19 protein-coding genes are annotated in these 19,043 nt (G+C 70.1%); 7 read left to right on the forward strand and 12 right to left on the reverse strand.

What is annotated here, in order from left to right; all coding sequences use genetic code 11:
- A complete protein-coding gene (locus B9B60_RS15980) occupies nt 1–753 on the forward strand; it encodes a PH domain-containing protein (RefSeq protein WP_084452989.1) in 753 nt (250 codons plus the stop codon).
- Between the two features lie 72 nt (nt 754–825).
- Here B9B60_RS15980 and B9B60_RS15985 read toward each other — a convergent pair whose 3' ends face one another.
- The 5 genes from B9B60_RS15985 to B9B60_RS17250 form a co-directional block, all read right to left on the reverse strand.
- On the reverse strand, nt 826–1,788 hold the full coding sequence (locus B9B60_RS15985; protein WP_143445627.1) for a permease prefix domain 1-containing protein: 963 nt from the start codon (nt 1,786–1,788) through the stop codon (nt 826–828).
- Nucleotides 1,785–2,120, reverse strand: a complete 336-nt coding sequence (locus B9B60_RS15990; protein ID WP_072625545.1) for a PadR family transcriptional regulator — start codon at nt 2,118–2,120, stop codon at nt 1,785–1,787. Before B9B60_RS15990 ends, B9B60_RS15985 begins: the two co-directional genes overlap by 4 nt.
- Before the next feature lie 114 nt (nt 2,121–2,234).
- A complete protein-coding gene (gene pntB / locus B9B60_RS17015; RefSeq protein WP_143445628.1) occupies nt 2,235–3,683 on the reverse strand; it encodes a Re/Si-specific NAD(P)(+) transhydrogenase subunit beta in 1,449 nt (482 codons plus the stop codon).
- A gap of 3 nt (nt 3,684–3,686) precedes the next feature.
- The gene (locus B9B60_RS17020; protein WP_143445629.1) at nt 3,687–5,228 is read right to left on the reverse strand and encodes a Re/Si-specific NAD(P)(+) transhydrogenase subunit alpha; all 1,542 of its coding nucleotides are present in this window, start codon (nt 5,226–5,228) and stop codon (nt 3,687–3,689) included.
- A 177-nt stretch (nt 5,229–5,405) separates the two neighbouring features.
- Nucleotides 5,406–5,546, reverse strand: coding sequence for a hypothetical protein (locus tag B9B60_RS17250; RefSeq protein ID WP_159451240.1), 141 nt, complete (start codon nt 5,544–5,546; stop codon nt 5,406–5,408).
- Nucleotides 5,547–5,579: 33 nt separating this feature from the next.
- On the opposite strand from B9B60_RS17250, the gene B9B60_RS16000 reads away from it, so the two are divergent.
- Nucleotides 5,580–7,238 (forward strand): acetolactate synthase, encoded by a 1,659-nt coding sequence (locus tag B9B60_RS16000; RefSeq protein ID WP_084452993.1) that lies wholly within the window; start codon nt 5,580–5,582, stop codon nt 7,236–7,238.
- 18 nt (nt 7,239–7,256) lie between these two features.
- Here B9B60_RS16000 and B9B60_RS16005 read toward each other — a convergent pair whose 3' ends face one another.
- From B9B60_RS16005 to B9B60_RS16025, 5 genes are read right to left on the reverse strand one after another with little or no spacing between them, the layout of a single operon-like run.
- The gene (locus B9B60_RS16005) at nt 7,257–7,637 is read right to left on the reverse strand and encodes a hypothetical protein (protein ID WP_200811255.1); all 381 of its coding nucleotides are present in this window, start codon (nt 7,635–7,637) and stop codon (nt 7,257–7,259) included.
- 22 nt (nt 7,638–7,659) lie between these two features.
- Nucleotides 7,660–8,514 carry an MFS transporter gene (locus B9B60_RS16010; RefSeq protein ID WP_234993907.1) on the reverse strand — a complete coding sequence of 285 codons (855 nt, stop codon included), beginning with the start codon at nt 8,512–8,514 and terminating at the stop codon, nt 7,660–7,662.
- A 38-nt stretch (nt 8,515–8,552) separates the two neighbouring features.
- Complete coding sequence (locus tag B9B60_RS16015; RefSeq protein ID WP_084452995.1) at nt 8,553–9,173, reverse strand: hypothetical protein; 621 nt, start codon at nt 9,171–9,173, stop codon at nt 8,553–8,555.
- Entirely contained in the window at nt 9,170–10,486 is a 1,317-nt protein-coding gene (locus B9B60_RS16020; RefSeq protein WP_084452997.1) for a hypothetical protein, read from the reverse strand. The genes B9B60_RS16015 and B9B60_RS16020 overlap by 4 nt, the downstream gene beginning before the upstream one ends.
- Nucleotides 10,483–11,109 (reverse strand): ATP-binding cassette domain-containing protein, encoded by a 627-nt coding sequence (locus B9B60_RS16025; protein WP_223277920.1) that lies wholly within the window; start codon nt 11,107–11,109, stop codon nt 10,483–10,485. The genes B9B60_RS16020 and B9B60_RS16025 overlap by 4 nt, the downstream gene beginning before the upstream one ends.
- Before the next feature lie 609 nt (nt 11,110–11,718).
- On the opposite strand from B9B60_RS16025, the gene B9B60_RS16030 reads away from it, so the two are divergent.
- From B9B60_RS16030 to B9B60_RS16040, 3 genes are read left to right on the forward strand one after another with little or no spacing between them, the layout of a single operon-like run.
- The gene (locus tag B9B60_RS16030; protein WP_084452999.1) at nt 11,719–12,936 is read left to right on the forward strand and encodes a pyridoxal phosphate-dependent aminotransferase; all 1,218 of its coding nucleotides are present in this window, start codon (nt 11,719–11,721) and stop codon (nt 12,934–12,936) included.
- Nucleotides 12,933–13,379 (forward strand): fluoride efflux transporter FluC, encoded by a 447-nt coding sequence (locus B9B60_RS16035; RefSeq protein ID WP_084453001.1) that lies wholly within the window; start codon nt 12,933–12,935, stop codon nt 13,377–13,379. The genes B9B60_RS16030 and B9B60_RS16035 overlap by 4 nt, the downstream gene beginning before the upstream one ends.
- On the forward strand, nt 13,376–13,732 hold the full coding sequence (locus B9B60_RS16040; protein WP_084453003.1) for a fluoride efflux transporter FluC: 357 nt from the start codon (nt 13,376–13,378) through the stop codon (nt 13,730–13,732). Before B9B60_RS16035 ends, B9B60_RS16040 begins: the two co-directional genes overlap by 4 nt.
- A 97-nt stretch (nt 13,733–13,829) precedes the next feature.
- On the opposite strand, the gene B9B60_RS16045 is transcribed toward B9B60_RS16040, so the two are convergent.
- Nucleotides 13,830–14,426 carry a superoxide dismutase gene (locus B9B60_RS16045; protein WP_084453005.1) on the reverse strand — a complete coding sequence of 199 codons (597 nt, stop codon included), beginning with the start codon at nt 14,424–14,426 and terminating at the stop codon, nt 13,830–13,832.
- Nucleotides 14,427–14,526: 100 nt separating this feature from the next.
- Between B9B60_RS16045 and B9B60_RS16050 the strand changes: the two genes are divergently transcribed.
- Complete coding sequence (locus B9B60_RS16050; RefSeq protein ID WP_084453007.1) at nt 14,527–15,024, forward strand: MarR family winged helix-turn-helix transcriptional regulator; 498 nt, start codon at nt 14,527–14,529, stop codon at nt 15,022–15,024.
- A gap of 44 nt (nt 15,025–15,068) precedes the next feature.
- Here B9B60_RS16050 and B9B60_RS16055 read toward each other — a convergent pair whose 3' ends face one another.
- The gene (locus B9B60_RS16055) at nt 15,069–15,608 is read right to left on the reverse strand and encodes a hypothetical protein (RefSeq protein WP_084453009.1); all 540 of its coding nucleotides are present in this window, start codon (nt 15,606–15,608) and stop codon (nt 15,069–15,071) included.
- A gap of 136 nt (nt 15,609–15,744) precedes the next feature.
- On the opposite strand from B9B60_RS16055, the gene icmF reads away from it, so the two are divergent.
- Nucleotides 15,745–18,996, forward strand: a complete 3,252-nt coding sequence (gene icmF, locus B9B60_RS16060; protein ID WP_084453011.1) for a fused isobutyryl-CoA mutase/GTPase IcmF — start codon at nt 15,745–15,747, stop codon at nt 18,994–18,996.
- Nucleotides 18,997–19,043 lie beyond the last annotated feature (47 nt).

The raw sequence follows: 19,043 nt of genomic DNA on the forward strand, positions 1-19,043 counted from the left end.
ATGGCAGCGGAGGTCGCCCGCGTGGCCCACCGGGGGCTGCGCAAGTACCTCCTCCCGGGCGAGACCCCGGTGGCGGAGATCCGGCACCACCGGATCGTGCTCCTCAAGCCCTTCGCGATCGTCGTCGGCGTGCTCGCGCTCGTCGTCTGGCTGGACCTGTCGGTGAGCGACGCCAATGCCGGCATCCTCGGCTACGTCTGGTGGGCCTGGTTCGCCGTCGTCGGTTGGGCCGCGTGGAAGTGGATCGAGTGGCGCCACACCCGCGTCGTCGCCACCGACAAGCGGATCGTGCTCTTCGAGGGGTGGATCAACCACAAGGTCTCGATGATGCCGCTGAAGAAGGTCACCGACATGGGCTACGAGCGCTCGCTGCTCGGGCGACTGCTCGGCTACGGCACCTTCGTCCTCGAGAGCGCCGGCCAGGACCAGGCCCTGTCCAGCATCGAGTACGTCCCCGACCCGGACGACAACTACCGGGCGATCTGCTCGGTGGTCTTCGGCATGGGCCCCCTCGACGACGATGACGAAGGGGGGTCTGCGGACGACGAGCCGGCCTGGGAGACGTCCGAGGACTTCACCACGCGCCTCGGCGTCGTCGACGGCGTCTACGTCGGCGGCCCGCCGACCGACGGCTACGAGGACCCGCCGGTCGTCTCGCACGGCGCGTCGATCTACCGCAGCCGCGACCTGCTGCGCCGCGACCGCGACGCCGACACCGGCGAGCTGCCGCCCTACGACCCCGACGCCTACTGACGCCCCTCCCCCCTTCGCATTGCCGTAAGGCAATGCAGTCAGGAGCGCGCATTGCCGTAGGGCAATGCAGGGTCAGGCGGGGTCGGAGTCGCGCAGGCGGCGCAGTGCGGTGACGGCCTCCCAGCCGCAGATGACGGCGATGCCGACGGCCACGGCGGCCATCGACAGGCTCCAGTCCCGGCTCCACCCAAAGGTCTCGTGGAACTGCGCCGGCAGGTCGGTCAGCAGCCGGTCGGTGAGCAGCAGCCAGACGAGCACGACACCCGAGACGACGGCGCTCACCAGGCTGACGACCGCCAGCGGGGCGGACCAGCCGCCGCGCGCCCACGCCGCCACGGTGACGAGGACGTCGACGGCGAGGAAGCCGATGATGATCGCCCGCCAGCCCAGGGCCAGCGCCGGGTCGAGGACCTGCACCGCGTGCGCCCCGACTCCTCCCCACTGCCACAGGCACAGGCCGATGACGACGAGGGTCGAGACGACCTCGAAGAGCATCTCCGCCAGGCTGGCCCGTCGGGCACGGTCGGCCGGATCGGCGAGCTCGTCCGGGTTCCACTCGCCGACCAGACCCTGCTGCTCGCCCGGGCTGCCGTAGCGTTCGGCGACCGCGAAGACGAGCGTGGTCCAGAAGACGACGTGCACCGCCACCTGGAAGGCGAGCAGAGCCCCCTCCCCCACGATCGCGCCGAAGCCGGCATCGGTGCCCATGGCATGCGCGATGACGGTGCCGACGACGGCGAGCGGCACGAGGATGGCCAGCAGCAGCCGGACCAACCGCACCCACGCGGGGAAGAACGCCGGACCGATGAGGTGGTTGGGCCGTCCGCCGTACTCACGGGCGAGGACGTCGGGATCCCCGAGGCCGACGATGGTCGCGCGCTCGGCGGCGGCCGGCTCCTCACCGGCGGCGATCCTCCCTTCGACCGTCTCCTCGATCGTGCCGCGCAGCTCACGGGCGATGTCGGGCCCGGTCTCCTGCGGGAGCTGGCGGGTCACGGTCCACACATAACGATCGGTGAGGCTGGTGCCACTCATGACTGGTCTCCGTCCAGTGCGGCGATCGCGGTGTCGAGGGATCGCCATTCGGTCAACAGGTGGGCGCGCAGGGCGGCGCCGGCCGGGCTTGTGCGGTAGAACTTCCGCGGCCTGGCCTCGTCGGTGTTCCACTCGCTCGTCAGCAGCCCCTGCTTCTCCAGGCGCCGCAGGAGCGGGTAGAGCGTGTTGCCGTCCACCGCGAAGCCAGCGGCGTCGAGCGTCTCGAGCAGCGCGTAGCCGTAGCGCGGCTCCTCGAGCGTGGCGAGGGCGGCGAGCACGACGGTCCCCCGCCTCAGCTCCTGCACGTGCCCCGCGAGCAGTTCTTCGTCCATGCGTCACACCATAGTGTGTGTCGCACACTATTGTCCATGACACATCTCGCAGACGACGAAGGGCGGCGCCCACCCGATCCGGTGAGCGCCGCCCTTCGCTGCGGTCAGGCTGCCTCAGAGGGCCTTGAGGATCTCGCCGACCTTGTCCTTGGCGTCACCGAAGAGCATCTGCGTGTTGTCCCGGAAGAAGAGCGGGTTCTGCACGCCGGCGTAGCCGGTGGCCATGGAGCGCTTGAAGACGATGACGTCCTTGGCGTTCCACACCTCGAGGACGGGCATGCCCGCGATCGGGCTGCCGGGGTCCTCGGAGGCGGCCGGGTTGACCGTGTCGTTGGCGCCGATGACCAGGACGACGTCGGTCTCGGGGAAGTCGTCGTTGATCTCGTCCATCTCGAGCACGACGTCGTAGGGCACCTTGGCCTCGGCCAGCAGCACGTTCATGTGACCGGGCAGGCGACCGGCGACGGGGTGGATGCCGAAGCGGACGTCCACTCCCTTCGCCCGCAGCTGGGCCGTGAGATCGGCGACGGGGTACTGCGCCTGCGCCACGGCCATGCCGTAGCCCGGGGCGATGACCACCGAGGAGGCCTCGGAGAGCAGCTCGGCGACCTGCTCGGCCTGGATCTCACGGTGCTCGCCGTAGTCCTTGTCCTCGCCCGTCACCTGACCGTCGGACCCGAAGCCGCCGGCGATGACGGAGATGAAGGAGCGGTTCATCGCCTTGCACATGATGTAGGACAGGAAGGCACCCGAGGAGCCGACGAGCGCACCGGTGACGATGAGCAGGTCGTTGGAGAGCATGAAGCCCGCCGCGGCCGCCGCCCAGCCCGAGTAGCTGTTGAGCATCGAGACGACGACCGGCATGTCACCGCCGCCGATCGAGGCGACGAGGTGCCAGCCGAAGAGCAGCGCGATGACCGTCATGATGCCCAGCGGCACGATCGACGGGGAGATGACGAACCACACGCACAGCCCGATCGAGACGATCACGGCGAGCAGGTTGAGCCAGTGACGCGCCGGCAGCACGAGCGGCGAGGACTTCATCTTCGCGCTGAGCTTGAGGTAGGCGACGATCGAGCCGGTGAAGGTCACGGCACCGATGAAGACACCGATGAAGACCTCGCCGTTGTGGATCCCGACCATGTCGATGGACTCGAGGCGCTGGTGCTCGGCGACGGCCTCGGGGCTGTCACCGTGCGAGGCGAGGAAGGTGTTGTAGCCGACGAGCACGGCGGCCAGACCGACGAAGGAGTGCATCATCGCGATGAGCTCGGGCATGCCGGTCATCTCGACGCGGCGGGCGATGCGCACGCCGATGAGACCACCCAGGGCCATGGTGACGACGAGGACGCCCAGGCCCCACTTGCCGGCATCGGTGGCCTCTCCCTCGCCGTAGACCCCGTCGATGACGAGGGCGATCGTGGCGAGCAGGGCGATGGTCATGCCGGCCATGCCGAACCAGTTGCCGTGCTTGGCCGACTCGTGCTTGCTCAGGCCGGCGAGGGAGAGGATGAACAGGAGCGCCGCGACGATGTAGGCGGCGGTGACGACGGTGGACAGCACGACTCAGCCCTTCCGGAACATGTTGAGCATCCGGTTGGTCACGGTGAACCCACCGAAGACGTTGATGCTGGCGAAGAAGATGGCAGCTGCGGCGATGACCTGGATCGCGATGTCGGGCGAGGTCACCTGCAGCAGGGCGCCGACGACGATGATCCCGGAGATCGCATTGGTCACCGACATCAGCGGCGTGTGCAGCGCGTGGTGGACGCTGCCGATGACGTAGAAGCCGATGACGACCGCCAGCGCGAAGACGATGAAGTGCGACAGGAAGGCCGCGGGCATGAAGGCGGCCGCGACGAGGAAGAGGAGCGCGGCGCCACCGATGTACCAGAACTTGCGGTTGGGGTCGTGCGGCTTCTCCGGCTTCTTGTCAGCCTCAGCCTCGGCGACCTTCGATGCGGCCGGCGTGGACTGCGCGGCCGAGACCTGCACGGGCGGCGGCGGCCACAGGGTCTCCTCACCCTGGGTGACCGTCATGCCGCGCACGACCGTGTCCTCCATGTCGAGGACCGGCTGTCCGTCCTTGTCCGGCGTGACCAGCTTGAGCAGGTTGACGATGTTGGTGCCGTAGAGCTGGCTGGCCTGCGTGGGCAGACGACCCGCCAGGTCGGTGTAGCCGATGATCCGCACACCGTTGTCGGTGACGACGCGCTCGTCGGCGACCGACCCGGCGACGTTGCCCCCGGAGCCGGCGGCCATGTCGACGATGACCGACCCCGGCTTCATCGAGGCGACCATCTCCTCGGTGATCAGCCGCGGCGCCGGGCGCCCCGGGATGAGGGCCGTGGTGATGATGATGTCGACGTCCTTGGCCTGCTCGGCGTACAGCTCGGCGGCCTTGCGGTTGAAGTCCTCACCGGTCTCCTTCGCATAGCCGTCGCTCGACACCTCCTGCTCGACATCGATCTGGAGGAACTCCGCACCCATCGACTCGACCTGCTCGGCCACCTCGGGCCGCACGTCGAAGGCGCGCACGATCGCGCCGAGCGAGCCGGCCGCGCCGATCGCGGCCAGACCGGCCACGCCGGCGCCGCAGACGAGCACCTTGGCCGGCGGCACCTTGCCCGCGGCCGTCACCTGACCGGTGAAGAGACCGCCGAACTCGTGCGCCGACTCGACGACCGCGCGGTAGCCGGCGATGTTGGCCATCGACGACAGGACATCGAGCGACTGGGCCCGCGAGATACGCGGCACCGCGTCCATCGCCAGGGCGGTCACGCCCTGCGCGCGCAGCGCCTCGACCTTGTCGGGGTTGAGCGCCGGAGCCAGCAGCGAGGCGAGGATCGCCCCGGAGCGCAGCCGCGGAACCTCCTCGTCGGTGGGGGCGTTGACCTTGGCGACGATGTCGCTGGCCCACACCTGCTCCGCACTCTCGAGGCTCGCTCCGGCGTCGACGTAGGCCTGGTCCGGGTAGGCGGACGCCTCACCGGCCCCGGCCTCGACGACGACGTCGTATCCGAGCTTGATCAGCTGCTCCACGGTCTTCGGGGTCGCCGCGACGCGGGTTTCGCCGCGCTTCGACTCCTTGGGCACGCCAAGTCGCATCGTCACTCCTGTGATGAGGGGTGTGGTGGATGTGGTCGCTGGGCAACCTAGGGCACCGGAGAGCGCACCCGCAGACTTTGTGACGGGGACGATGGTCACACCGCCACTGGGTGAGACGCAGCGCCGCGACCGCGGGCGAAGGGAGTAGTGCCCGACGAGCCTTCGGCTCGCCTCCGCTCAGGCGGGCTCGTCGCTCCCTGACGGGTCGGTCTCGTCGCCGCCAGTGGCTTCGGGCTCGAGGTCGAGGCCCTCCTCGGCGAGCGCCGCCTCGCGAGCGGCCTCCTCGTCCTCCCACACCGTGTGCGATGGCTCGGTCATGGGCCGAGCCTAGCGACCATACCCATGAGTAACATGGAACGCGTGGATCACGACGAGGTGAGTGGCGGAGTCCGAGCGGTCGCGGCAGCGGCGGCACACGGGGTGGAGACGATGTTCACCCTGTCGGGAGCGCACGTCTTCCCCCTCTACGACGGCGCGGTCTCGGCCAACCCGCCGATGCGTCTGCTCGACGTGCGCCACGAGCAGACCGCGGTCTTCGCCGCGGAGGCCACCGGCAAGCTCACCCGCACCCCGGGCCTCGCGGTGCTCACCGCCGGCCCCGGCGTCACCAACGGCATCAGCGCGATCACCCAGGCGCACTTCTCCGGGTCGCCGCTCGTCGTGCTCGGGGGGCGCGCAGCGACCTACTCGTGGGGCCGGGGGGCGCTGCAGGAGCTCGACCACCCGAGCCTCCTCGGCCCGGTGACCAAGCGGGCCGCGACGATCGGCTCCGTCGACAAGATCGCCGACGAGGTCGACGACGCCTTCCGTCTCGCGGCCGCACCGCACCGCGGCCCGGTCCTGCTCGACGTCCCGATGGACGAGCTCTACGGCGACGCCGAGGGCAGGCCGGTCACCGCGGGCGAGACCCTCCCTTCGCCTCCCGACGCCGGGGACGTCGACACGATCGCCCGACTGCTCGCGGCCGCCGAGCGACCTCTCGTCGTCCTCGGCACCGACGTGTGGAGCGACCGGGCCGAGACCGCGGCGCTGCGCTTCGTCACCGACCTCGGGCTGCCGACGATCACCAACGGCCTGGGACGGGGCATCGTCCCCGGCGGGCACGAGCTGCTCGTCGCCCGAGCCCGCCGCACGGCCGTCGGCGAGTGCGACCTCGCGCTCGTCGTCGGCGCCCCCCTCGACTTCCGGCTGGGCTACGGGGCCTTCGGCGGTCACGGCGGCGCCCCCGACGCCCGGGTCGTGCACGTCGCGGACTCCCCCGGGCAGATCAGCGCCCATGCCGACCCTGCGACGAGCGCAGCCGGCGACCTCACCGCCTTCTTCGACCTCGTCCAGACGGTGGTCGAGCAGCACGGTCACGCCGACTGGTCGGCGTGGAGCGGCCGCCTCGCCGAGGAGTCGGCGGCCCGGGCCGCCGCCGACCACGAGCTGCTCACCAGCGCCGTCTCCCCCGCGCACCCGGCGCGCATCTACGGCGAGCTGCTCCCGCGATTGGCCGACGACGCCGTCGTCATCGGCGACGGCGGTGACTTCGTCTCGTGGGCCGGGCGCTTCGTCGAGCCGGCGCGGCCGGGCTCGTGGCTCGACCCGGGGCCCTTCGGCTGCCTGGGCGCGGGCCTCGGTGCGGCGATCGCGGCCCGGATCGCCCGCCCTTCGTCGCAGGTCGTGCTGCTCCTCGGCGACGGCGCCTCCGGCATGTCGCTCATGGACGTCGACACCCTCGTGCGCCACGACCTGCCGGTCGTCATGGTCATGGGCAACAACGGCGCGTGGGGTCTGGAGAAGCAGCCGATGCAGATGCTCTACGGCTACGACGTCGCCGCCGACCTGGCCCCGCAGACCCGCTACGACGAGGTGGTGCGGGCCCTCGGCGGCGCCGGCGAGATGGTCACCGACCCCCGGCAGATCGGGCCGGCCCTCGACCGGGCCTGCGCCTCCGGCGTCCCCTACCTCGTCAACGTCGTCACCGACCCGCAGATCCCCTATCCGCGGTCGACCACCGGTATGTGAGCCGAAGGGGAGGTCCACTCAGCGGGTGAGCCGGTCCAGCACGGCCGCGAGCAGTGCCTCGCGCAGCGCCCGCGGCACGGCGTCGAGCAGCGCGTTGACCTCGGCCATGCGGTCGGGCACCTGCAGCGTGCCGCCACCGCCCCCGAGGCCCGCGATGGCGAGCAGACCGTCGAGGGTCGCCTCGTCGAGACCTGCGGGGTCGATCTGCCGGGCGGCCGCGACGAGGTCGGGGTTGACCTCGACCGGGCCGTACTCCCTTGCCGCAGAGACGGCCTCGGTCAGGGCGGCGACGAGCTCGTCGGTGTGGGCAGCGGTCGCCGCGCAGAGGGTGAGGTGCAGTGTCGCGGCGTGGTCGGCGAAGGCCATCTGGGGCTGCACGAGCCACCCGCGAGAGCTCATCTCGTCGGCGATCGTGATGACGTCACAGCAGCGGGGTGACGAGGAGCGCGAGGCCGACGAAGGCGACGAAGAGGACCGTCGCGGCGCCGGGGTCGCCGAGCACCCACCGTGCCATGTAGTCGACACCGGCGAGCATGACACCGGTCGCGAGCGCCTGGACGGCGAAGGTGAGCAGCAGGGCCCGGAAGTCCGGGGCGCCCGCCACGACCCGCAGCTGGTGGGCCAGGGAGCCGCCGGCGGCGACGTGCTCGACGGGGGGAACCCCCTTCGTCCCCCACCAGGCTCCGAGTGCGCCGACGACGATGAGGAGAGCGACGAAGACGCCGACGGCCCGGTAGCCCCACTCTGGACCGAGGGCGTCGCGCAGGGCTGGGGACAGGCCGCCCGCGACGAGGATCGTCAGCGCGAGGACCGCGACCCGCCACGTCATCAGGCGGGTGCGTTCGCCGTAGTCACGGGTCAGCTCGGCAGGCATGGAGACGTAGGGGACCTGGAAGAAGGCGTAGGCACTGGCGCACGCGAGGAAGAGCACGGCGACCCACGCGGCAGCCAGGGTCGAAGGGGAGGTCGGCCCGGCGAAGAGCAGCGCGAAGAGCACGGCGAGGGTCAGGCCGGCCCGGACGAGGAAGGGGCGGCGCCGACCATCGGGGTGCGTGCTGCGGTCGGAGACCCGGCCGGCGATCGGGTTGAGCAGGACATCCCAGGCCTTGGGCAGCAGGACGATGAGTCCGGCGAGGCCGGCGGCCACGCCGAGCCGGTCGGTGAGGTAGGGCAGCAGGAGCAGGCCGGGGACCGTGCCGAAGGCGCCCGTCGCCACCGACCCGAGGCCGTAGCCGCGCCGCACGCGAGCCGGCAGCACCGCCGTGTCCTCCGCCATGACGGAAGGCTACTCACGGGTCGCCTCTGGGCGGTCGGTCACGCAGAGCGAACCTCCCGGCGCGCGATGCCCTCCCCCCAGTACGCGAAGGCGACCCCCGCACCTGCCAGACAGGCCACTGCCAACGCCCACAGCGGGCCCGTCGCCATCTCGTTGAAGACGACGTTCTTGTCCCAGGGGATCAGGTGGGCCCGGCTGGAAATGAGCATGAGCCCCACGGGCAGTACCGCCGCGGCGCGGCGTCCGAGCGTCACAGCGCCAGCAGCTGCGAGCGCCCAGAGCAAGAGCCCTACCCCGACGAAATGCGCCAGGTCCACCCCTGCCCGCACGAGCACCAGTCCGGTAACAGCGGCCGCGACAGCGCACAGTCCGCTGAGCGCCATGAACCGCCCGACGCGTTGTCGGGCAGCCCCTCGTGCCGACACAGACGAGAGCCACGGCGCCTCATCCCCCAGCGGCCAGGCCATGTGCGCGACGCTCACCGCGAGCACAGCCGTACCGAACATCTCCAAGGGCCTGGTCATCCCGAGGTCACCCGGCGCGATCTGCGGCAGAGTGGCCCACGACAACGTCGGCACCAACCCCCAGACCACGGGAAGCAGCACGAGCCAAGCTGAGCTGATGCCCTGCACCCGCGCCGCCGTCTTGCGCGCAGTCACCTGACGTCCGCGGCTGTGAGGGAGCAGCTCCGGATCTTGTCTGCCCTGACCGAGAACCATCGGTTTCGCTCGGCCCTCGACATCGCCGACAACCGCTCTGCAACGGCCACACGGTCCACTCTGCTGCTGTCCGTGGGGACGATGGCGCCCTCGCCTGCCAGCACCGGCCCACCGGGATAGACCTGCTCATCCTCCGGCAGGTCGTGCGCCCGCCACCACCAGGTCAGCAGGGCAAGAGTGGCTGACGGGTCTCCCGTCGACGTCGCGCACGGCGGCTCGAAGGAGTCAGCACCCAGCATGGCGATCACTTGCTGACGGTCCACGACCTTGTCACTGCCGACAGAGACCATCGCGCCGCGCCCGGGAGGCGGCATGCTGCCGATCACGTAGTCCGGCCGCATCGACTCGGGCATGTCCGCGAGCGCATCGTCCGTGAACGTGGTCAGGTCGTCGAGTGCAGCCAGCTGCGATCTGGGCACACACACCGTCGAGGCCGCGCTTCGGCAGACCGGCTCCTCGGCGCCGGGCGGGAAGACCAGAGGCAGCCCTCCGAACATCGTTACGGCAACCGACGCGCTGACCACCCACGCCATCCACGAACTCTTGGCATGCCGCGTCATCAGGAACAGCAGCCAGACGGCGACGGCGGCGTAGGTCACCGACTGCGCGAGCAGCACCCATGTCGTCGAGCGAGCCGCGACGGGAACGGCGTTGTGGACAAAGAGTGCCGCCAGCGGCGACTCCCTGCTGATGAAGGCGCTGCACACGGCCAGTCCGTACGGCAGAGCCGCGCCGAGAGGCAGTGCAGCCGCCGTCGGGAGGATCGAACCCACCCACCCACCGAAGGACGCCGCGAGAACAGAGAAGGCGATGATCAGCACGAGGGTGAACGCAGTCGCGGGCAGGCTCCCCGCCCAGTCGACGGGGGCTGCTCGCGAACTCAAGATCAGCATGGCCGCGAAGGTGATCACGTGCCCCACCGCCCCTGCCAGGGCCACCCAGAGGACCGACCACACCGCGGCCGAGTTCAGCTGCCGTGGCGAGGCGATCAACCACTCCTGCGCACCGCTCCTCCGGGGTGCGCCCACGAGCCACGCTGCGGCACCAGCGAGGAGCGAAGGCGGCAGCGTCACGGTCATGGCCGCCCAAGCATTGGTCGTTGAGGGCATCCAACCCAACCACTGCTCACGCGTGGTGAGGGCGAGCGCGAGGTCCACGACAACTACGAAGGCGGTCAGCGCTGCCCACGTGCGGGCCGGGCGACGGACCAACGGCGGGCACGGATCGAGCAGTGCGGCACGTGCGATGGTCATCCCGCCAGCCCGAGCCTGAGTGCCCTGCTCGCCGTCTCCAGGTCTGTTCCCGCGGGCACGAGCTCAGACATGGGGATCGGCGCCTGCACGACTCCACCCCGGATGAAGAGGACGTGGTCGGCGACGGCGAGGACGTCCTCGACGAGATGGGTCGCGACGACGACTCTGCTCGCAGGGAGCGATCTGAGCACTCCGTGCAGCTGATCGCGCTGGGTGGGATCGAGCCCCGTGGTTGGTTCGTCGAGGAGGAGCAGGTCCGGGGCACCCACGATCGCTGCTGCGAGCGCGACTCGTCGGCGCTGACCGCCACTGAGCGCGCCGACCCGAGAGTCATTTTGCTCCACGAGGTCCACCTGCTCGATGGCCACGCTCGACGCGGTGCGACGCTCCCTTCGCGCCACCTGCTTGTGCCAGGCCGCGTAGTCGACCAACTCGCGCACCGTGACGTTGCGCGGCAATCCGGCTTCCTGGGGAAGCCATCCGGTGACTCGGTGGTGCTGCCTTCGGGCTGCCCCAGATGCGTGAGCGTCCTGACCTCCGCGCAGGAGGAACCCACGGGACGGAGGCTGGACCCCCGCGAGCACTCGGATCAGGCTGCTCTTGCCCTCACCGTTGTTGCCCATGAAGGCCGTGATCCCCAAAGGGAGCGACAGCGTCGTCGGTTGGACGACCTGCTTGCCCCGATACGCGACCTCCACGTCCCTCAACGAGACATGGAGGTCGGGCGAACGTGTCGTCAAAACCTGGAGCTCCAAGCTCCGCAGGCGTCAGGCACGTTGTTTCGGACTCGGCAGATCTTGGCCCGGACACCCTGGAACTCATGACACGGCCAGTTCATCCACGTGGTGATGATGCGCCCGTTGTTCCCGACGTTCGTCAGTGACGTGACATTGCTCGTGTAGCGACCGGTCCCCACGTCCTCGCAGTTGTTCCTGGCCACCTGACCCGAGTGGTACACCATGTCGCCTCGTGTGCTCCTGATGACACCGTTGGTCGACGCTCCGTTGGAGTACGCCTGTTTGCGCGTCTGCCAACCAGCGCCGTCATCCGACGACGTACCCACTGAAAAGGCTGCCGTCGGCATCAGGGCAAGGCCCAAAGCCAGCGCCCCCCTTTTGAGAATCTCTTGAACATGTCCTCCCCTTCCCCGGGCTGATGATGGTGGGGTTGAAGGTAGAGCCAAGCATGGACCTCGTCAACAGCAAGTCGAGGTTGCTGAAAGACTGCGCCTCATGCGCCAGATCCGCCAGAGCCGCAAGCTGAAGGACGTCCGCTACGACGTGCGGGGACCGATCCTCGTCGAGGCCCAGCGCCTCGAGGCCGAGGGCCACAAGATCCTCAAGCTCAACATCGGCAACACCGCCCCCTTCGGCTTCGAGGCACCCGAGGCGATCGTCGCCGACATGACCCGCCACCTGCCCGACGCGCAGGGCTACGTCGACAGCAAGGGCATCTACTCGGCGCGCACCGCGGTCGCGCAGTACTACCAGTCCCGCGGGCTCAAGGAGACGACCGTCGAGGACGTCTACATCGGCAACGGCGTCTCCGAGCTGATCTCGATGGTGCTGCAGGCCTTCGTCGACGACGGCAACGAGATCCTCGTGCCCGCCCCCGACTACCCGCTGTGGACCGGAGCGGTCTCGCTCGCCGGCGGCACACCCGTGCACTACCGGTGCGACGAGGACAACGGGTGGAACCCCGACCTCGCGGACATCGAGTCGAAGATCACCGAGCACACCCAGGCGCTCGTCATCATCAACCCCAACAACCCAACCGGCGCGGTCTACTCGCCCGAGATCGTCCGCGGCCTCGTCGACATCGCCCGTCGCCACGACCTCGTCGTCATGGCCGACGAGATCTACGAAAAGATCGTCTTCGACGACGCGGTCCACCACCACGCGGCCGAGTACGCGGGCGACGACGTGCTCTGCCTGACCTTCTCCGGCCTGTCCAAGGCCTACCGCGTCTGCGGCTACCGCGCCGGCTGGGTGATGATCTCCGGACCCAAGCACGAGGCGGCCGACTTCCTCGAGGGCCTGACGCTCCTGTCCAACATGCGCATGTGCGCCAACGTCCCCGCGCAGCACGCGATCCAGACCGCACTCGGCGGATACCAGTCGATCAACGAGCTCATCGTCCCCGGCGGCCGCTACCACGACCAGATCAAGCTCGCCTCGCGCCTGCTCAACGAGATCCCCGGCGTCAGCTGCGTCGAGCCACGCGGCGCCCTCTACTGCTTCCCCCGGCTCGACCCCGAGGTCTACCCAATCGAGGACGACGAGGCCTTCGTCATCGATCTGCTGCGCGCCAAGAAGATCCTCGTCACCCACGGCACCGGCTTCAACTGGCCCGACACCGACCACTTCCGGCTCGTGACGCTGCCCGACGAGGACGTGCTCACCGAGGCGATCGGCCGGATCGCGGAGTACCTCGAGTCGATCCGGGCATGAGCCAGGGCGTCGTCCCGGGGCACGACGCAGGAGCCTCGAAGGGAGGCCCCCTCGCCGCCGTCGCCGCTGGCGGCGCCGTCGGCTCGCTCTGCCGGTGGGGCGTGGGCCTCGCGGCCGGCGGGTCGCACTGGGCGACGCTCCTGGTCAACGTCACCGGCGCCTTCGCGATGGGGGTGCTCGTCGCGTGGCTGGCGCGCGGCACCGCCCACCCGCTGGCGCGCCCCTTCCTCTCGGTCGGGCTGCTCGGCGGGTGGACGACCTACTCGAGCTTCGCGCTCGACACGCATGCCCTGGCCGGCGACGGTCTCGGGGGGCTGCTCGGCTACCTCGTCCTGACGATCGGGCTCGGCGTCGGCGCTGCCGTCGCGGGGCTGGTCGTCGGCGACCGTATCTGGAACAGTGACGCTCTCGCCGACGAGGCCGTCGCCGAGGAGGAGCTGTGACCGCGCTGCTCGTCGCCGTCGGTGCCGCTCTGGGCGCCCTGTGCCGGCACCTCGTCGTCGAGCGGCTGCGCGGCGCGGGCGCCACGACCGCCGGGGCGGTCCTCGTCGTCAACGCCACCGGGTCGCTGGTGCTGGGCCTGGCGGCGGGGCACGCCTCCGGCGCCGCCCCGGGGTGGCTGCTGCCGCTCGTCGGCATCGGCTTCTGCGGCGCCTACACGACCTTCGCCACCCACGCGGTCGAGGTGGCGAGCGCCCTGCGGACCGGCCGGACCCGCCACGCCTTGGCCGATCTCGCGCTCAACCTCGCCCTCGGCCTCGCGCTCGTCTCGCTCGGCTGGGCCGTCACCGCGTGAGGTGAGGGGCCTCCCCTTCGCACGACCTTGAGGACATGCGGCTGGACACGGCTGTGCCCGGGCCCCTGGACGGGACCCGGGCACGGTGCCGAAGTGGTCAGGCCTTGGTGGCCTTCTCGAGGCGCGCGGAGACATCGTTCCAGTTGACGATGTCCCAGAGCTTCTCGATGTAGTCCGGCTTCACGTTCTTGTACTGCAGGTAGTAGGCGTGCTCCCAGGCGTCGAAGGCCAGGAGCGGCGTCATGCCCGCAGCGACGTTGCCGTGGTGGTCGTAGACCTGCGTGACGAGCAGCCGCTGACCGATCGGCTCCCACGCGAGGACACCCCAGCCGGAACCCTGCGTCGTCTGCGTCGCGGCGGTCAGCTGCGCGCGGAACTTGTCGAAGGAGCCGAAGTGCTCGTCGATCGCGGTGCCGAGGGCGCCGTCGGGCTTGTCGCCACCGTCCGGGGAGAGGTTCTCCCAGAAGATCGAGTGCAGGACGTGACCGGAGACGTTGAAGGCCAGCGTCTTCTCGAGGCCGACGATGCCGGAGAGGTCACCCTTGTCGCGAGCCTCGGCGATCTTCTCGGTGGTGTCGTTGGCGCCCTTGACGTAGGTCGCGTGGTGCTTGTCGTGGTGCAGCTCGAGGATCTCGCCGCTCATGGCGGGCTCGAGGGCACCGTAGTCGTAGGGAAGATCGGGAAGGGTGTACATGAGGCCTCCGATGCGTGCGGATGTGCTTGCCCTGCCTACCCTTCCACGTCGTCTGGAACGAGTCCATGAAAGGGCACCCTCACCCGTAGGATCGGGCTCCATGACCGACCGCGACCCCATCGCCGCCGCCCATGACCAGTGGGTGGCTCACGGGTGGACCGACGCCGCGGACGGCATGGCGTTGATGACCTCGGTGGTCCGCGCGCAGCAGCTGGTCCACGAGCGGGTCGAGTCGGTGCTGCGGCCCCACGACCTGACCTTCGCGCGCTTCGAGATCCTGCGGCTGCTCGCCTTCAGCCGGCGGCGGGAAATGCCGATGAGTCGACTCGGCTCGCTGCTGCAGGTGCACGCGACGAGCGTGACGAGCGCGGTCGCCCGGCTCGAGAAGCAGGGCCTCGTCGAGCGACGGCAGAGCCCCGACGACGGTCGCGTCGTCCTCGCCTCCCTGACGACGAAGGGGGCCGACGTCGTCGAGTCCGCGACGACGGACCTCAACTCACAGGTCTTCTCCTCTCCCGGCCTGGCGGAGGCGCAGGTGCGGCAGGCGACGGCGCTGCTGTCCTCCCTTCGCGCCGCGCACGGGGACACCGTCGGCTGACCCACGCTGGTGGAGGTGCGACGAAGGAGCCTCGACACCCGGCCTCAGCAGGTGACCTCGTGCAGCGCCGGCCAGACCGGCTGGCCGGGGTTGCCGTGGAGCTGGACGACGGCGTCCGGCCCCGACCACCGGACGGCGTACTCCCCCAGGCTCGCCGGTCGACCACCGTCGTCGGCGGTGTAGTCCGACTGGAGACGGACCGGCCCGACCCTCCCCGCAGCGCCCACCCGGCCGGAGCCGAGCATGAGGAAGCTCGACTCCTCGACGACGACCCGACACCCCGACGGCCCCACGGGCGCGAGCACGACGTAGGAGCTGCCGAGACCGAGGACGCCCCGCGCGCCGACGACGAGGACGACGGCGAGCACCGCAAGGGCAGCACAGGCACTCCGGCCGGCGGCCCCGTCACCACCTGCGCGCACCCGCCGGACGACGAGGCCGACCACGACGAGGCCGAGGACCGCGGTCACGACCTCGGGTCGCAGGAGGAGGCCCCCGACGACGAAGGGAGGACCCCACAGCGAGAGCACGAAGAGCCCCACGACGACCGCGGTCGTCCAGGGCGAGGTCAGCAGGCGGCGCACGGGCTCAGGCTGGCACGCCGACCGGGGCGATCATCGGGCGGAGATCTGCAGATCGTGTGGAGGTCGGCCGGTTTCCCAAAAATACTTGGATGTCCTAGCATCTGAGGTGACCCGCACTTCGACGACGAGGTAGGACATGTCCACGCCCGAGCTGCACTCCCCGACCCACCCGGTCCGGTTCGTCACGGCGTCCGCGCTCTTCGACGGCCACGACGCGTCGATCAACATCATGCGCCGCATCATGCAGAGCCAGGGCGCGGAGGTGATCCACCTGGGGCACAACCGCTCCGTCCAGGAGGTCGTCGACGCGGCGATCGACGAGGACGTGCAGGGCGTCGCCGTCTCGTCCTACCAGGGCGGGCACGTCGAGTACTTCGAGTACCTCACCCAGCTGCTGCGCGAGCAGGGCGCTGGCCACGTCAAGGTCTTCGGCGGTGGCGGCGGCGTCATCGTCGCCGAGGAGATCGCCCGGCTGCGCGAGGCCGGTGTGACGATCTTCTCCCCCGAGGACGGCCAGCGCCTCGGCCTGCCCGGCATGATCAACCAGCTGATCACCGACTGCGACACCGACGTCTGGGAGGGCGGCCCGGTCGGCCTCGAAGCGGTGCTCGCCGGCGAGCGCGCCGCCCTGGCGCGGGCCATCTCGGGCGCCGAGCTCGGCCACCTCGACGAGACCTTCCTCGGCGGCATCGCCGAGGCGGCACAGAAGTCCCACGCCCCGGTCCTCGGGCTGACCGGCACCGGCGGCTCGGGCAAGTCCTCGCTCACCGACGAGCTCGTGCGCCGCTTCCGCGTCGACCAGCAGGACAAGCTGCGCATCGCCGTCATCGCCGTCGACCCGACCCGACGCAAGGGCGGTGGCGCCCTGCTCGGCGACCGCATCCGGATGAACTCCCTGGGCGAGAGCCTCTCGGGGGCGTCGCCCGTCTTCTTCCGCTCGCTCGCCACCCGCGGCGACCGCGAGGTGCCAGAGGCCCTGTCGACGGTCATCGACATCACCAAGGCCGCCGGCTTCGACCTCGTCGTCGTGGAGACGCCCGGCATCGGCCAGGGCGATGCCGCGATCGTCCCCTTCGTCGACGTGCCGATGTACGTCATGACGCCGGAGTTCGGCGCGGCCAGCCAGCTGGAGAAGATCGACATGCTCGACTTCGCCGAGGTCGTGGCGATCAACAAGTTCGAGCGCCGCGGCGCCGCCGACGCACTGCGCGACGTCGGCCGTCAGCTCGTCCGCAACCGCGAGGCCTTCGGCCAGCGCCCCGAGGACATGCCGGTCTTCGGCACCTCTGCCGCGACCTTCAACGACGACGGCGTCACCGGCCTCTACCAGCACCTGCGCGACCTGCTCGCGGCCAAGGGGCTGCCGGTCGAGGAGGGCCAGCTGGCGCCCGTCGACACCAAGCACTCCACCCGCTTCGGCCAAGTCGTCCCGGCCACCCGGGTGCGCTACCTCGCCGAGATCAGCGAGGCCGTCCGCGGCTACCACGCACGCACGACCGAGCTCGCCGACAGCGCCCGCCGCGTGCAGCGGCTGGCGGCCGTCGACGACGAGCTGACGGCCGCGGGCAAGGACGGCCACGGCGTCGACGAGCTGCTCGACGCGGCCCGCCAGGCGCTGCCCACCGAGGTGGCCGACCAGATCGAGCGCTGGCCCTCGGTCGTCGAGTCCTACTCGGGTGACGAGCAGGTCGTGACGATCCGCGGTAAGGAGCTGCACACCAAGCTGACCAAGGAGTCGCTGTCGGGCAACAAGATCCCGCGTGTCGCCCTGCCCAAGCACACCGACCACGGCGACCTCGTCACCTTCTGGCGGTCGGAGAACCTGCCGGGCTTCTTCCCGTACACCGCCGGTGTCTTCCCCTTCAAGCGCGACAACGAGGACCCGGCGCGTATGTTCGCCGGCGAGGGTGATCCCTTCCGCACCAACCGCCGCTTCAAGCTGCTCTCGCAGGGCCAGCCGGCGACCCGTCTGTCGACGGCCTTCGACTCGGTGACCCTCTACGGGCGCGACCCGGGTGAGCGCCCCGACATCTACGGCAAGGTCGGCACCTCGGGCGTCTCCGTCGCCACCCTCGACGACATGAAGGCCCTCTACGCGGGCTTCGACCTCGTCTCCCCCACGACAAGCGTGTCGATGACGATCAACGGCCCCGCGCCGACGGTCCTCGCCTTCTTCCTCAACACGGCGATCGACCAGCAGGTCGACGCCTTCCGCGAGCGCGAGGGCCGCGAGCCCTCCGGTGCCGAGGCCGAGGAGCTGCGCGCCCACGCGCTGACCAATGTCCGCGGCACGGTGCAGGCCGACATCCTCAAGGAGGACCAGGGGCAGAACACCTGCCTGTTCTCCACGGAGTTCAGCCTGCGGATGATGGCCGACATCCAGGAGTGGTTCATCGAGCAGGGGGTGCGCAACTTTTACTCGGTGAGCATCTCCGGCTACCACATCGCCGAGGCCGGGGCCAACCCCATCAGCCAGTTGGCCTTCACCCTGGCCAACGGCTTCACCTACGTCGAGGCCTACCTCGCGCGGGGCATGGACATCAACGACTTCGCGCCCAACCTGTCCTTCTTCTTCTCCTCCGGCATGGACCCCGAGTACTCGGTCCTCGGCCGCGTCGCCCGCCGCATCTGGGCGGTCGCCATGAAGGAGAAGTACGGTGCCAACGACCGCAGCCAGAAGCTGAAGTACCACATCCAGACGAGCGGCCGGTCGCTGCACGCGCAGGAGATGGACTTCAACGACATCCGCACGACGCTGCAGGCACTCAACGCGCTCTACGACAACGCCAACAGCCTGCACACCAACGCTTACGACGAGGCCGTGACGACGCCGTCCACCGAGTCGGTGCGCCGAGCCCTGGCGATCCAGCTGATCATCAGCCGCGAGTGGGGCCTGTCGATGAACGAGAACCCGCTCCAGGGGTCCTTCATCATCGACGAGCTCACCGACCTCGTCGAGGAGGCCGTGCTCACCGAGTTCGACCGGATCAACGACCGCGGCGGTGTCCTCGGCGCGATGGAGACCGGCTACCAGCGTGGCCGGATCCAGGACGAGTCGCTGCTCTACGAGCACCGCAAGCACGACGGGTCCCTGCCGATCGTCGGCGTCAACACCTTCCTGCGTGAGGACGGCGCGAAGGGGGAGCCCGACGAGATCGAGCTCGCCCGCGCCAGCGAGTCGGAGAAGCGCTCCCAGCTCGAGCGGGTGCAGACCTACCAGGAGACGCACCGCGAACACGCCGAGGAGGCGATCGCGCGCCTCAAGGAGGCGGCGACGACCGATGCCAACGTCTTCGCCGTGCTGATGGACGCCGCCCGGGTGTGCAGCCTGCAGCAGGTGACCGACGCCTTCTTCGAGGTGGGCGGCCAGTACCGCCGCAATGTCTGACGCCCCTCTCGCGCATTGCCCTACGGCAATGCGCACTCCCGGCCGCA

This window comes from Janibacter indicus, assembly GCF_900176385.1.
Lineage (GTDB): Bacteria > Actinomycetota > Actinomycetes > Actinomycetales > Dermatophilaceae > Janibacter > Janibacter indicus.